We start from the raw sequence: 14,095 nt of genomic DNA, 5'->3' as shown, positions 1-14,095 counted from the left end.
AGACATGCGGGCCTCCTGGTGGCTGGTGCAGATGGCCTGAGGTCCGCCGTCCGCCGCCGCGGGGGAACGAGGAAGGGCCCGGCGTCCGCGATTCCGCGACACCGGGCCCTTCCTGGTGAAGAGCGGTTACAGCTTCTCGATCACGTAGTCGATGCAGGCCGTCAGCGCCTCGACGTCCGCCGGGTCGACCGCCGGGAACATCGCCACACGCAGCTGGTTGCGGCCCAGCTTGCGGTACGGCTCGGTGTCGACGATGCCGTTCGCGCGCAGCGCCTTGGCGACCGCGGACGCGTCGATCTCGTCGGCGAAGTCGATCGTGCCGATGACCTGCGAACGCTTCGCCGGGTCGACGACGAACGGGGTCGCGTACTTGGACGCCTCCGCCCAGCCGTACAGCGTGCGCGAGGATGTGGCGGTGCGGCCGACCGACCAGTCCAGGCCGCCCTGGCCGTTGATCCACTTCAGCTGCTCGTTCAGCAGGAAGAGCGTGGCCAGCGCCGGCGTGTTGTACGTCTGGTTCTTCAGCGAGTTGTCGATCGCCGTGGGCAGCGAGAAGAACTCGGGGACGTGCCGGCCCGAGCCGTGGATGCGGGCTGCGCGCTCGAGCGCGGCCGGGGAGAAGACGCCGATCCACAGGCCGCCGTCGGAGGCGAAGGACTTCTGCGGGGCGAAGTAGTAGACGTCGCTCTGCGTGATGTCGACCGGCAGGCCGCCCGCGCCGGAGGTGGCGTCCACCAGGACCAGCGCACCCTCGTCCGCGCCGGCGACCCGCTGGATCGGGGCGGCGACGCCGGTGGAGGTCTCGTTGTGGGTGAAGGCGTAGACGTCGACGCCTTCCTCCGCCTGCGGGTCCGGGTGCGTGCCGGGGTCCGAGGAGATGACGGTGGGCTCCGCCAGCCACGGCGCCAGCTTGGCGGCCTTGGCGAACTTGGAGGAGAACTCGCCGAACGACAGGTGCTGGGACTTGTTGTCGATCAGTCCGTGCGTCGCGATGTCCCAGAAGGCGGTGGATCCGCCGTTGCCAAGGATCACCTCGTAGCCGTCGGGGAGCGAGAAGAGCTCGCGCACACCGTCGCGCACCGCGCCGACCAGGTTCTTGACCGGGGCCTGGCGGTGGGACGTACCGAGGAGAGAGGTGCCGGTGGCGGCCAGGGCGTCCAGCGCCTCCGTACGCACCTTGGAGGGGCCCGCGCCGAAACGGCCGTCGGCGGGCTTGATGTCAGCGGGAATCTGGATATCAGCCACGTCCCGGAGCGTATACCGGTCCGGCTGCCGGGCGGGCGCGCGGTCCGGCGGCTGAGACGCCTCCACCACTGCTGACCTGGAGGTCAGGTGCCGTGTGCGCGGCCGAGCGAGCGCAGATGCTCCACCAGGGCGATCAGTACGAACTTGCTTGACGAATGGTCCCGGGCGTCGAACTCGACCATCGGCACCAACGACCCGAGGGCGAGATCCTTGCGGATCTCTTCCTCGGAGCGGAACGGGCCGCCGAAGTCGTTGACGGCGACGATGAACGGTGTGCCGTGCTCTCCGAGGCGCTCGATCGCGTACCGGGCATCGGCCACGGCGCGGGTGTCGACGAGGACGACCGCGCCGGTGGTGCCCGCGAGGAGGCGGTCCCAGAGAAAGCGGAAACGTTCCTGTCCGGGTGTGCCGAACAGATACAGCACCTGTTCCTCGTCGATCGTGATACGGCCGAAGTCGAGGGCGACGGTCGTCGCCGTCTTGGCGGGGACCCGGCCCGAGCCCTCCTGCCGGTCCGCGGGCCCGGTCATCGCCTCCTCCGTGTGCAGCGAACGGATCTCGCTGACGGAACGCACCATCGTCGACCGGCCGGCGCCGAAACCGCCGACAACCGCGATCTTCAGCGCGCCGGGACGGGCGTCGGGAAACGCGCCGGAGTGGGCCTCGGGACGGGCCTCGGAACGGGCGTCGGGACGGGCGTCGGTGGCCGTGCCGACGTCTCCGGGGACCGCCCGGGTGGTCGTGCCGGTCATCGTTTCTCGGAGGTGCCGGTCATCGAGTGGTGCCTTCCGGGGTGGCGGGGGGCGCAACTGGAGCCGCTGCTTCCTGGCGAAGTGGACGTCACTATAGGGGGGTTGACGATCACTTGGGCCAGTCCTGTGGCACTCCTCATGTTCGGGTGCGCACAACGTGTGCAAGTGACACGTTTCCTGCGGGTGCGGCAGCGGCCCCAGGGGTCATCCTGGATCACATGGTTGAACACACCAGGGGTACGAGCGAACTGGCCCGCGCGCTCAATGCGGCAGTCGGCGGCGAGGTCGACTTCTCCGTCGCCGCCCGGGCCCTGACGACCATGGACGCCTCCAACTACCGGCGGGTCCCGGTGGGCGTCGTCGCACCCCGCGACGCCGACGACGTCGCCGCCGCCCTCGAGATCTGCCGGCAGCACGGCGTACCCGTCGTGCCACGCGGCGGCGGCACCTCCATCGCCGGACAGGCCACCGGCACCGGCGTCGTCCTGGACTTCACCCGCCACATGAACAAGATCCTCGGCGTCGACCCGGAGGCCAGGACCGCGCTGGTGCAGCCGGGCGTCGTCCTGGACCGGCTGCAGAGCGCCGTACGGCCCCACGGCCTGGTCTTCGGGCCCGACCCGTCGACGCACAGCCGCTGCACGCTGGGCGGGATGATCGGCAACAACTCGTGCGGATCGCATTCGGTAGCGTGGGGGACGACGGCCGACAACGTCCGGGACCTGTCGGCCATCACGTATTCCGGTACGCGTCACCACCTCGCCCGGGGCGCGCAGGGCAGCGCCCCGCCCGGCCTGGCCGAACTCGTCGACAGCAGCCTCGCCCTCCTGCGCACCGGCTTCCCCGCCGGCCTGCCCCGCCGCATCTCCGGCTACGCCCTCGACGCCCTGCTGCCCGAGAACGGCGCCGACCTCGCCCGCGCGTTCTGCGGCAGCGAAGGCACCCTGGCCGTGCTCACCGAGGCGACCGTACGCCTCGTGGACGCCCCGGCCGCCCGCGCACTGGCCGTCCTCGGCTACCCCGGCGAGAGCGCCGCCGCCGAGGCCGCCGCCGGCCTGCTGCCGCACGGCCCGCTGACCGTCGAAGGCATGGCGGAGGACCTCGTGCCCACGGGGCACGGCCTGCCGCGCGGCGGGGCGTGGCTGTTCGTCGAGACGGGCGGCGCCACGCCGGCGGAAGCGAGGGACCGCGCGGAACGGATCGTGCGGGCGGCCGACGTGCTCGACGGCACCGTCGTCGACGACCCGGCCGCCATGCGCGTCCTGTGGCGGGTACGGGAGGACGCGTCCGGCACCGCGACCCGGATGCCCGACGGCGGCGAGGCCTGGCCCGGCTGGGAGGACTGCGCCGTACCGCCCGCCCGCCTCGGCGGCTATCTGCGCGAGTTCCGCGCCCTGCTCGCCGAACACGGACTGCGCGGCACCCCCTACGGCCACTTCGGTGACGGGTGCATCCACGTCCGCATCGACTTCGACCTGCTGACCGAGGCCGGAGTGCGGCGCTTCCGTGCGTTCTCCGAGCAGGTCGCCGGCCTCGTCGTCGCGCACGGCGGCTCGCTGTCCGGCGAACACGGCGACGGACAGGCCCGTGCCGAGCTGCTGCCGAAGATGTACGGCGACGAACTGGTCGCACTCTTCGGCCGCTTCAAAGACGTGTGGGACCCGGCCGGCGGCATGAACCCGGGCATGCTGGTACGCCCCCGCCCGCTGGACGCGGACCTGCGCTTCGCCGTGCTGCCCGACCGGCCCGTCGACGTCGTCTTCGGCTATCCGCACGACGGCGGCGACTTCGCCGGCGCGGTGCGCCGCTGCGTGGGCGTCGCCAAGTGCCGTACGACGCAGGCCGCGGCGGGCGGCGGCGTGATGTGCCCCTCGTACCGGGCGACCGGCGAGGAGCAGCACTCCACCCGCGGCAGGGCGCGGCTGCTGCACGAGATGCTCGCCGGCGAGATCGTCACCGGCGGCTGGCGCTCCACCGAGGTGCGCGACGCGCTCGACCTGTGCCTTTCCTGCAAGGGCTGCCGAAGCGACTGCCCGGTGGGCGTCGACATGGCCACCTACAAGGCCGAGTTCCTGCACCACCACTACGCGGGCCGCCGCCGGCCGGCCGCCCACTACGCCATGGGCCGCCTCCCGCAGTGGCTGCGGGCCGCAGCGCCGTTCGCGCCCGCGGTCAACGCGCTGGGGGGCGTACGGCCGCTGGCCGCTCTCGCCAAGCGGATCGGTGGCATCGCCCCGGAGCGGGACCTGCCGCGCCTGGCGCCGCAGACGTTCCGCGGCTGGCTGCGCGGGCACATGGGCGAGCGTGCGGAAGTGCTCAGGGAAGGCCGTACGGCCGTGCTGTGGCCGGACACCTTCACCGACCACCTCTCGCCGTCCGTCGGCCGGGCGGCGGTACGGGTCATGGAGGCGGCGGACATCGGCATCGTGCTGCCGCCCGGCCGGGTGTGCTGCGGGCTCACCTATGTGTCGACGGGCCAGCTCGACCGGGCGCGGAAGGTCATGCGGCACACGCTCGACGTCGTGGAGCCGCTGCTGGAGCTCGATGTGCCGGTCGTCGTCCTGGAACCGAGCTGTGCGGCGGCCCTGAGGACCGACCTGCCCGAGCTGCTGGGCGACGACCCGCGCTCGGGCCGGCTCGCGGCGACGGTACGGACCTTCGCCCAGGCGCTGGAGGAATGTGCCCCCGACTGGGCGCCGCCGCACATCGGCCGCCCGGTGGCGGGCCAGACCCACTGCCACCAGCACGCGGTCCTCGGCGACGCGGCCGAACGGCGGCTGCGGGAGAAGGCAGGCCTGAAGGGGGAGTTGAGCGGCGGTTGCTGCGGACTCGCGGGCAACTTCGGTTTCGAGCGGGGCCACTACGAGGTGTCGGTGGCGTGCGCGGAAGACCAACTGCTGCCCGCCGTACGGTCCGCCGCGGCGGGCACCGAGCTGCTGGCGGACGGCTTCTCCTGCCGCACCCAGCTCGATCAGCTTGCCGACCGCCGGGCCAGGCACCTGGCGGAGGTGCTGGCGGAGGGCCTGGCCGCGGGGTGAGGTGAGGGATCGGGCAGGATGGGCGGCCGGCCACGCAACGAAAGGGCGGTCGTCATGCGGGGGAGAGCCAGGCGGGCCGACATCGTGGGGCTGCTGACGCGGGCCGCTGCCGTCCTGCTCGTATCGGCCCTGGTGGGGCAGCTGCTGGTGGCCGCGATCGCGGTGGACCCGGTGGACGAGGCCACGTCCAGGGGCATCGGCTCCTTCGTCGTCTCACTGCTGCGCGGCGGTTCGCTGGGCGCGCTGAGCGCGGCGGGCTGCGTGACGGCGGTTCTGCTGCTGATCCTGGCGGTGCGGGGCGTCCGCCTCGGCTGGAAGCTTCTGGCGGGCCGCCGACAGGCGCTGTGATCCCCCGCCCGTGGGCTCAGTCCAGCTGTGCGGCGGAAACCTCGACGACATGCGGCGGCTCCTGGGCGAAGTCGCTGTACCGCACCCATGAGGGCCGCACCCTCACGTGGGTGATCCCGGGCCAGCTCAGTCGGTCACGCCCGTCCGGATACACGCGGAAGTAGCAGTCCCGTACGCGCTCGAGCTCGTCCCCGGTGGGAAAGTCGGCCGTGCCCTCGAGCTGGACGGTGATGGCGTCGTCCCAGCCGACGACGAGCGCGATGCGCGGGTCGGCCCGCAGGTTGAGGCTCTTGCGTGTCGTCTCGACGGTGTCGAACACGATCTCCAGGTCGTCGCTGACGGCGTATCCGACGACCGCCGCCTGCGGGGATCCGCCCGGCGCCACCGACGCCTGGACGGCGAGCCTGTACCTGCGGAGGAACCACACCAGTTCGTCACGCTTCATGCGCCCTGCCTATCACGGGGCCGCCCGGGCGGCCCGGCGTCGCGCCGGTGCCCGCGCAGCCGGGCCGGGGGCAGGGCCTGTCAGCGCTGCCGGGCCACCGCGCGTGCCAGAGCCACCAGTTGAGGGACGGCCGGATGCGGTCTCGTGCTGCGCCAGGCCAGATACACGGGCGCGCTCGGGGCGTCGGACAAGGGCCGGTAGGCCACGCCCCGGTGCGCGTGCATCTGGGCGGTGGAGGCCACCGACGAGCCCACGCCGCGGCCCGCGGCGATCGCGGTGAGCCAGTCGTCCGTGTTGGCGACCCTGATCGTCGCCGTGGGCCGGGCGTCCGCGGGCCACAGGTCGAGCGTCGTCAGCCCGGAGACGGTGTTGAGGACGACCGGCCAGGCGGCCAGGTCCGCCAGGGTCAGCGAGGCCCGTGCCGCGAGCGGGCTGTCCGACGGCACCGCCGCGACCCGGGGCTCCGTGAACAGCAGCTCGGTGGCGAGTCCCGGGTCGCCGACCGGGCCGCGCAGCACGGCGGCGTCGACCTCGCCGCGCGAGAGGCCCGCCGTACGGTCGTCGATCCTCAGCAACTCGAGCGGGGTGTCGGGGTGGTCGCGCTCCCAGCAGCGCAGCAGCGGGGTGGTGTACGGGCCGAGCGCCGACCAGGCGTGCCCGAGTCGCAGCGGCCGGTGCGGCAGGCCCCCGGGATCGAGCGCCTCGTCGAAGGCGGCGACGGCCACGGCGGCCTTGTCATGGAAGGCCCGGCCCTCAGCCGTGAGGACGAGATGGTGCGTGGAGCGGTCCACCAGCCGCACACCCACGTGTTCTTCGAGCGCGGCGAGCGTGCGGGAGACGCTGGGCTGAGTGAGGCCCAGCCGCGCCGCGGCCCTGGTCACGCTCGACTCCTCCGCGACGGCGAGGAAGCAGCGGAGATGGCGCAGCTCGATGCTCATACGTGTGGAGCATAACCGCAGCGAGAATCGCATTTCACGCGCGACGCCCCGGTCCGTAGCGTGGGGAGGACGGTCGAGGGGCAGGCTTTCGGGAGGCACGAGTGAAGGACGCGCAGTCCGTGGACACGGGCGCCGGCGCGCAGGCGGGCGCGGCGGTCGTGCTGCCGGAGGCGGCGGGCGCGGCGACGCAGGCGGCCGGGGGCACGGCCGCGCAGGCTCCTGGCGTACGCTGTTCGCTCGGCCCGGTCGCGCTTGTCGTCGCCGGCGGCCTCTCGGTGCAGTTCGGGGCGGCCGTCGCCGTGCTGCTGATGCCGCGGGCCGGTGCGCTCGGCGTCGTCACGCTGCGGCTGGTGCTCGCCGCCGTCGTGCTGCTCGCGGTGTGCCGGCCGCGGCTGCGCGGGCACTCCCGCAACGACTGGGCGACCGTCATCACCTTCGGCGCCGCCATGGGCGGGATGAACATGCTGTTCTACCAGGCTGTGGACCGGATCCCGCTCGGCGCGGCGGTCACGCTGGAAGTGCTGGGCCCGCTCGCCCTGTCGGTGATCGCCTCACGGAGACTGGTGAACCTGCTGTGGGCGGCGCTCGCCCTGGGCGGCGTGGTCCTGCTCGGCGGCGGCGGCTTCGACCGGCTCGACCCGGTGGGCGCGGCGTTCGCCCTGGCCGCGGGCGGCATGTGGGCGGCATACATCGTCTTCAGCGCCCGCACCGGCCGGCGCTTCCCACAGGCGGACGGGCTGGCGCTGGCGATGGGTGTCGGCGCGCTGCTGAGCCTGCCGTTCGGGCTGGTGGAAGCGGGCTCGCGGCTGTTCGTGCCGTCGACGCTGGGGCTGGGGCTCGCGGTGGCGCTGATGTCGTCGGTCCTGCCGTACACCCTGGAACTGCTGGCGCTGCGCAGACTGCCGGCGGCGACGTTCGCGGTCCTGATGAGCCTGGAGCCGGCGATCGCGGCGACGGCCGGGTTCCTTGTGCTGTCCCAGGCCCTGTCGCCGGCGGAGGGGCTGGCGATCGTGCTGGTCGTCGTGGCGAGCATGGGGGCGGTGCGGACGCAGGCGGCGGGGAAGCCGGGGAAGGCCGCGCGTCGGGCGTAGGGAGTACGTGTGGCTGAGGTCCGGGCTACCAGTCCACGAGGGCGTGTTTCGAAAGTCCCGCCTGGCCCACGACGCCTGGCACGCACACTCGCTGCGTTGTCGGAGTCATCCAAGTACGTCCAGTACGAGGATGATCCTCCGCCTTGCGATCGCACGCACCAGACGCCGCGGGCCCCGCCCTGCGGGCGGACGACGCTACTTTCGAAACACGCCCTAGGACTTCGCCCTCGCGGGGTTCCCCTGGCCGGACACCGCTTTCTGCATCCGCTTCGCGGACTTCGCCCGGGCCTGCCCGTCCCGCTTCCCGCCAGGTGACTGCAGGATCGCGGAGGCCCGCCGGGCGGCGAACTCCCGGTTCGCGCGTGTCTGCTTGCGGAATGCCTCGGGGAGGTCCGACATGGCCAGGAGGCGGTCGCACGCCTGCAGCGAACGCGCATAGTCCCCCACCCAGTATGCGGTGATCGAGAACTCGAACAGCAGCCCCCAGCGGTACACCCAGGGGTTGACGAAGAGCAGGTCGTCCGGGGCAGGCCGGCCGAGAGCGGCGCACGCGAAGGCGTGCGCCGCACGATGGCGGCCCATGGTGCGCAGGCGTGAGGAGAGCTCGTAACAGGCCTCGAGGCGAGCGGGACGGGACTCCCACGCCCGCACCAGCGCCTCCATACCGCCCGGCCAGTCCCCGCTGTTCGCCTTCAGGATTCCGACCTGGAGCAGCGAGTAGTAGACCTCCTCCGCCCAGCCGCCCATCCCCGCACGGTGCTCGTAGAGGTCGATGGCCTCCCGCGTCTTGCCCATGTCCCGCTTGGTCTGGGCGAGATAGAAGACCGTCCGGGTGTTGGCCGGGTCGCGCTCCAGCTCAGCGCTGAGCAGACGCTCGTCCCGCTCGAACTTGTCGTGGCGCGATCCCCCGTCGGCGAAGTCCATGATGACCAGGGCGTCGAGGTTCTTCTGATCCGCGGACGGATCGTCGGTGGTGAGGTACTCGTGTGTGACGCCCTCATATCGCCAGGCGATGTCGGCCCGGACGAGCCGCTTGATCCGGTACTCCAACTCGCCTTCGTGCCGCAGCATGTACGAAGCGGCCGTCAGCCGCGGGAGCGGACCGTCCTGGCGGACCACGTGGTCGGCGTCGAGCAGCAGCAGGTAGTCGGCCTTGCCACGCGCATGGGCGAGGTTCAGGCTGCGGTTGTGCCCGAAGTTCACCCAGGGCTCCTCGTGGAGCTCACCCGGGATGCCCGCGAGCGCACTGCGGATCAGCTGCTGGGTGCCGTCCGTCGATCCCGTGTCGGAGATCACCCAGGTGGACACGAGATCACGGACCGACGCGAGACACCGTTCGATCACACGCGACTCGTTCTTCACGATCATGTTCAGGCAGATCGTCGATTTCATCGGGGTCCATCCAACTCTCTGACGCAAAGGCCTGCATGACCGGTGCGCGAAGGTCTCTGGTGCTGTGGGGCCGGACTCCAGTCCGGGCAGGGGCGGATCATCCGTCAGTTCCTGCGGTTGAGCAGGACGAACCCCTGCTCCTCGGCCACGATGCGATACCCCTGGGTCCGGACAGCACGGTCCAGCGATACGCGCTCCTCGATCAAGCTCTGGGGCCATCGCCGGTGCTGCGGCACCTGGGTGTCCACGACGATCCACTCAGGGCCGGTCCGGCTGTCCGGCCAGCCGTAGAGGCTGACGCTCGTACGGTTGCTGAGCTGAGGCACGAGGTCGTTGTTCGCCTGGACCGTGGCTCCGTCGGGGATACGGTCCATCAGGCGGTGGGCGACGGCGACACGCGGATCGGTCCGCCAGGTGGCCGGCTCGACCAGCTGCCGCAGGGGGAACTGCGGAAGGATCAGAGCGGTGATCACGGCAGAACCCGCGAGGTAGCGGCGCAGGCTGGGTGCGTTCGAGCGCCGTCGGACCAGGGCGTCGACGAACGCCGCGAAGATGATGGGCATCAGGATCAGCGAGTAGTGGTACGTGGTGCCCCAGTGAGTGGAAAGCGTCGATGCGTAGCGCCACAGCATGGTCGGCAGTGCGATCCACAGCAGCGGGGACCGGAGGGCCAGGAACAGAGTCGGGGCCAGCAGGAACAGCAGGGTGCTGACCTTCGGCTCGGGCGTGATGAGACCGATCGTCACCTTGTACAGCAGATCCGTCAGCCCGCTGTCACCGCGTTCCTGGATCGTGTGCGAGAACAGATAGCCCTGGAGCCCTTGGGGATGGAAAGCCGGCAGGATCACCAGCGTCGTCAGCAGCGTCCCGGCCAGGCCGGCCGCCGCGGTGCCGATCCCGAGCCTGCGCTCGCCCCGCCAGGCGATGACGAGACCGATCACGGCGACCGTGAGCCCGAGATCCTCCTTCACCAGCAGGAGCGGCAGCGCCCAGTACACGGCCGTGCGCGACCGGCCGGTCCCCAACGCGACCAGCGAGCAGGCGAGGAGGGGGACGGCGAACGCCACTTCGTGGAAGTCCGCGCCAACGGCGCTCGCGATACCCCAGGAGAGCCCGTAGCAGACACCGATGACCGCGGCGGCCGGGGAGCCGAGCGCCTGGCGGGCCCAGAGGGCCATGGGCACCACGCTCACCGCGATCAGCGCCGCCTGGACGACGAGCAAGGTCTCCGGCCTGGACCACAGCGTGTACAGGGGTGCCACCAGAGCCAGGATCGGATGGAAGTGATCTCCCAGGACGGGGAAGCCGGGGCCCTTCACCTCGGAGACCGGCAGATGCCCTTCCGCGTAGGAGCGGACGACCTGCTCGAAGATCGCCAGGTCGAAGGCGTGGGAATGCAACTGGTGATGGATGCGTACGGACAACGCCGTGTACGCGAGGAACAGCGCTCCCGCCAGGGCCCAGATCCACCACGGAATGTTGAAGCGACGTGCGCGAGAAGGCTCCTGTGTCTTCCCTTCCCGGAGGGTCGACTGCTGCGGTGGGAATGTGCCGGTGGTGGGGGGCGCGTGCATGACGATGCCTTCCAGAGGCTGAGGCAGTCCGAGGCCCTCAAGATGCCAGCAAGGCCCCGGGCTCGGCTCTGAGCCGACCCCTGTGTAGCCGGAAACCCCCGAATGGCGGCATGCCTGCGGCCTCACCCATCGGCCGGTGGAAGCGCGGGCGGCACGACCGTGTGTCATACGAACGGTCACCTCTTGCTGGGCCAAAGTGTTGATCGTTCGGTGTGTGGGTCAAGACCGGGGCTCTGGAAGGCAAAGCATGCCGAGGGGGACGCCCTCAGGTCCTCCCGGTGCAAGCACCCCACTCGGTTCCAGAAGGAGTAATTCATGAGTCCTGACCACAGGCCCCCTTCCGGCCTCGGCCCGCTTCCGCAGCGGAGCAGGCTGGTCGCCCGCGGCGCGATGGCGTCGCTGGCCATCCTGATGCTGGGCTTCACCGTTCCGGCGATGGCGGCCGCCCCCGCTGGAACATCCCCGGGTTCGGCGGGCACGTCCGTGGCCGAACTCTGCGCCACGGTCGAGGACAGCCCGAACGGTCCCCGTCACTCGGAGCTGAGCGACGACTGCGACAAGGACAAGGACAAGGACAGGAAGGGGAAGACCGGTCCGACGGGTCCGACCGGTCCGACCGGTCCGGAGGGTCCGACCGGTCCGGAGGGTCCGACCGGTCCGACCGGTCCGACGGGTCCGGAGGGTACCGGTGCGACCGGTGCGACCGGTCCGACCGGTCCGGAGGGTCCGACCGGTCCGACCGGTCCGGAGGGTGAGCCGGGTACCAGCGGATGCGTCGACATCGACAGCTACGCTCCCAGCAACGCCAAGGAGTTCAGCATCGCGCTTCTTCCCAACGGGGAGACGTGGGTCGGTCAGCGGCCGCACGACGGCGGGGTCGACGATGACGGCGACGGCATGGTGGGCGAGCCGATCGGTGACTACACGTGGGAGGACCTGACCGACAACGATGACTACCCCGCGGACGAGATCCCGTGTGCGGTGTCCATCACGGCCCAGGGCAACACGGCCAACGCCAAGGTGCTCACGCTCGAGGGCAACGTGTGGGAGACCCAGGGCATGGTCAACAGCGGCGCGGGACTCGCACCCTTCATCTGGGACCAGGAATGGGTACTTCTCGACATGCAGCCCGGAATGGCCCTGAACTTCCAGGCCGACAAGGCCCTCAGCGGCCTTCCGCAGAACGCGCCGCTGAACACCCTCACCCCCGACGCCACCAGGAGCAAGGAGGACTGACCGCCCCGGCCGTCTCCTGGCGGCCGATCATCTCCTGAAGGCAGCGTGCGTGCCGTGCCCGGAACCGTACCGGCACGGCACGCACGCCGCCGGCCAGGGCGATGAGGACGTGCCCTGGCCGACAGCCGCCTCGGGCGGCGGGCCGGTTCCCGTCGAGGGGCGGTCCCGGTCAGTGCTGGGTCTTCGTGTGCCAGATCGGGTTGTCGCCGCTGTCGTAGATCACCACGTTCCCGTCGGACTGGACCGAGAGTTTGGCTCCCGGGTTGCCGTCGGTCCCCGTCGCCCACACCGGCTGGTTGTCCGGCGTGTAGATGACGAGGTTGCCGTCCTCCTGGAACACGGCGCGGGCGTCTGCGGTCGCCGGGTTGTTCGAGGCCCAGCGGGGGTTCTCGTTCTCGTCGAAGACGACGAGTCTGCCGTCGTCCTGGAGCGTCAGCTTGGCCTTGCCGGCGTCGACCTGTTCGCCGATGTCGATGACGGAGACGGCGGAGATGTCGTGGTTTCCGTTCTCCCTGACCCGTACCTTGATCTTGGGGGCGTCGTCCGCCAGTTTGCCGTCGGCCAGCCGGTCGAGGGCCGACAGCGACGGCGCGAACGCGTAGACCGCGCCCTCGGTCCGTACGAACTGCTCGAAGTGCACCTGCCGGCCGCCGATGGTGACGTCGGTCGACGGCCCGATCATGGGGTCGGCGCCGACCTTGGGGTCACGGTCGGGGAAATTCGTGTCGACGACCCAGTCCTTCTGGATGAACTCGAACTGCCGTACCAGGTCTGCCTGGTAGCTGACGAAGACCAGGCCGCGAGCGGCGTCGGGGCCGTGGCCACCCGCGCCCGCGGGGTCGAAGGGCAGACCGTACGGGATGCCGCGGCGCATGATGCGGCGGCCGTCCAGCCCACCCTTCTCCGGTACCGGCTTGTCGCCCTTCTTCAGCGCGAGGCCGTCCCGGGGGCTGGTCTTGCGGAGGTGGGAGAAGAGCGGGGTGATCTCCCCTTCCAGGTCGTTCGCGAAGCTGATGTCGTTGTCGTTCGCGCACTCCGGGTCGAACGGCACGTCGGCGTGCGGGCACTTCGCCACCGGCGTGCCCGATCGCCAGCGCCCGACCATGCGGGCCGCCAGCCACTCCGAGGTGGCCTCCGGCGGCACGGCCTTCGCGTTCTTCAGCTCCTTCAGCCGCGCGCCGACCTGCGCCCACCAGCCCGGTACGTCCTGGCCGAGCCGGCGCACCACGTGGAACGAGCCGTTCTTCGCCCATTCCGGCATGCCGGAGGGCGTGCCGGAGACCGTCTCCTCGCCGACGACGAACTCGCCGGCCGGGATGATCCGGGTCCCGGGGCTGCCCTTCTTCCACTCGGGGCGCTGGGGGTCGGGCTCGTCGAAGCCCCTGACGGCCGGCTCGCTGACGCCGTCCTTGAAGCCGAAGTGCTCCTTGCCCCGCCGGTCGCCCAGCAGGGTGCCGCCGTCCTGCTCGAAGATGATCACCACCTTGTGGACGGAGGCTTCCTGCCGCTCCTGGGCGAGGGCCGCGCGCAGATCCTCGACCTTGTCGGCGGCGATGGTGAGTACCGCGTGGACGGGCTGTGCGTTGCTGTCGCCGAACAGCCAGTTCTCCGGCGAGTTGTCCCCGGTGTCCCCGAGCCTCCCGGCCCGCATGGCGGAGCCCTGCTTGAACGCGTGCTCCGTGGTGCCCTCCCTGGCGTCCGGGAACGGGTCCTTGTCCGTCAGCGTCCGGATACCGCCGTGGGTGAAGCTGACGCTGCGCCATACGGCGGTGAGCGCCCTGGGGTCGTCGCCGCCGGTGTTGCGGCGTGCCGCGCTGAAGGCGGCGTTGAACGCCGCGACCTGCCGCGTCGTGGCGATGCGCGGCTTCAGCCGCCGCAGCCAGGTGCGCGCCCGTGTCGCGTCGTCGAACTTCAGGAAAAGCAGCTGTACGTGGTCCTTCTTGAAGCCGGCGATCACGTCGCCCTGGATCTCCGTGCTGTTCCGCAGTGCCAGATCAGTCATGCTGCCTTCACTTCCTCTCTTTCGGCGTCGGTCC

At 71.1% G+C, this 14,095-nt stretch carries 11 protein-coding genes; 4 read left to right on the top strand and 7 right to left on the bottom strand.

Translation table 11 applies throughout. The annotated features are described in order from the left end of the window. Positions 1 to 126: 126 nt before the first annotated feature. Positions 127 to 1,245: a phosphoserine transaminase gene (gene serC, locus ACZ4SA_RS04290; RefSeq protein ID WP_468269641.1), complete on the bottom strand. Its 1,119-nt coding sequence runs from the start codon at positions 1,243 to 1,245 to the stop codon at positions 127 to 129. An 83-nt stretch (positions 1,246 to 1,328) separates the two neighbouring features. Next, positions 1,329 to 1,997 carry a GTP-binding protein gene (locus ACZ4SA_RS04285; RefSeq protein ID WP_468269639.1) on the bottom strand — a complete coding sequence of 223 codons (669 nt, stop codon included), beginning with the start codon at positions 1,995 to 1,997 and terminating at the stop codon, positions 1,329 to 1,331. Between the two features lie 218 nt (positions 1,998 to 2,215). On the opposite strand from ACZ4SA_RS04285, the gene ACZ4SA_RS04280 reads away from it, so the two are divergent. After that, positions 2,216 to 5,035, top strand: coding sequence for an FAD-binding and (Fe-S)-binding domain-containing protein (locus ACZ4SA_RS04280; RefSeq protein WP_468269637.1), 2,820 nt, complete (start codon positions 2,216 to 2,218; stop codon positions 5,033 to 5,035). 54 nt (positions 5,036 to 5,089) lie between these two features. Further along, complete coding sequence (locus ACZ4SA_RS04275; protein ID WP_468269635.1) at positions 5,090 to 5,383, top strand: hypothetical protein; 294 nt, start codon at positions 5,090 to 5,092, stop codon at positions 5,381 to 5,383. A gap of 16 nt (positions 5,384 to 5,399) precedes the next feature. Here the strand turns inward: ACZ4SA_RS04275 and ACZ4SA_RS04270 are convergent, their stop codons facing one another. Both ACZ4SA_RS04270 and ACZ4SA_RS04265 read right to left on the bottom strand, forming a co-directional pair. Further along, the gene (locus ACZ4SA_RS04270) at positions 5,400 to 5,828 is read right to left on the bottom strand and encodes a pyridoxamine 5'-phosphate oxidase family protein (RefSeq protein ID WP_468269633.1); all 429 of its coding nucleotides are present in this window, start codon (positions 5,826 to 5,828) and stop codon (positions 5,400 to 5,402) included. An 80-nt stretch (positions 5,829 to 5,908) separates the two neighbouring features. After that, the gene (locus tag ACZ4SA_RS04265; RefSeq protein ID WP_468269631.1) at positions 5,909 to 6,766 is read right to left on the bottom strand and encodes a LysR family transcriptional regulator; all 858 of its coding nucleotides are present in this window, start codon (positions 6,764 to 6,766) and stop codon (positions 5,909 to 5,911) included. A 101-nt stretch (positions 6,767 to 6,867) separates the two neighbouring features. On the opposite strand from ACZ4SA_RS04265, the gene ACZ4SA_RS04260 reads away from it, so the two are divergent. After that, positions 6,868 to 7,857 (top strand): EamA family transporter, encoded by a 990-nt coding sequence (locus ACZ4SA_RS04260; protein ID WP_468269629.1) that lies wholly within the window; start codon positions 6,868 to 6,870, stop codon positions 7,855 to 7,857. 213 nt (positions 7,858 to 8,070) lie between these two features. Here ACZ4SA_RS04260 and ACZ4SA_RS04255 read toward each other — a convergent pair whose 3' ends face one another. Further along, positions 8,071 to 9,249: a glycosyltransferase gene (locus tag ACZ4SA_RS04255; protein ID WP_468269627.1), complete on the bottom strand. Its 1,179-nt coding sequence runs from the start codon at positions 9,247 to 9,249 to the stop codon at positions 8,071 to 8,073. 104 nt (positions 9,250 to 9,353) lie between these two features. Next, on the bottom strand, positions 9,354 to 10,823 hold the full coding sequence (locus tag ACZ4SA_RS04250) for a DUF2079 domain-containing protein (RefSeq protein WP_468269625.1): 1,470 nt from the start codon (positions 10,821 to 10,823) through the stop codon (positions 9,354 to 9,356). A 315-nt stretch (positions 10,824 to 11,138) separates the two neighbouring features. Between ACZ4SA_RS04250 and ACZ4SA_RS04245 the strand changes: the two genes are divergently transcribed. Further along, positions 11,139 to 12,059, top strand: coding sequence for a hypothetical protein (locus ACZ4SA_RS04245; RefSeq protein ID WP_468269623.1), 921 nt, complete (start codon positions 11,139 to 11,141; stop codon positions 12,057 to 12,059). Between the two features lie 169 nt (positions 12,060 to 12,228). Here ACZ4SA_RS04245 and ACZ4SA_RS04240 read toward each other — a convergent pair whose 3' ends face one another. Beyond that, complete coding sequence (locus ACZ4SA_RS04240) at positions 12,229 to 14,061, bottom strand: Dyp-type peroxidase (RefSeq protein ID WP_468269621.1); 1,833 nt, start codon at positions 14,059 to 14,061, stop codon at positions 12,229 to 12,231. Between the last annotated feature and the right edge of the window lie 34 nt (positions 14,062 to 14,095).

It is taken from the genome of Streptomyces sp. NPDC027962, from assembly GCF_055566095.1.
This window is presented reverse-complemented; position numbering and strand designations above follow the sequence as displayed.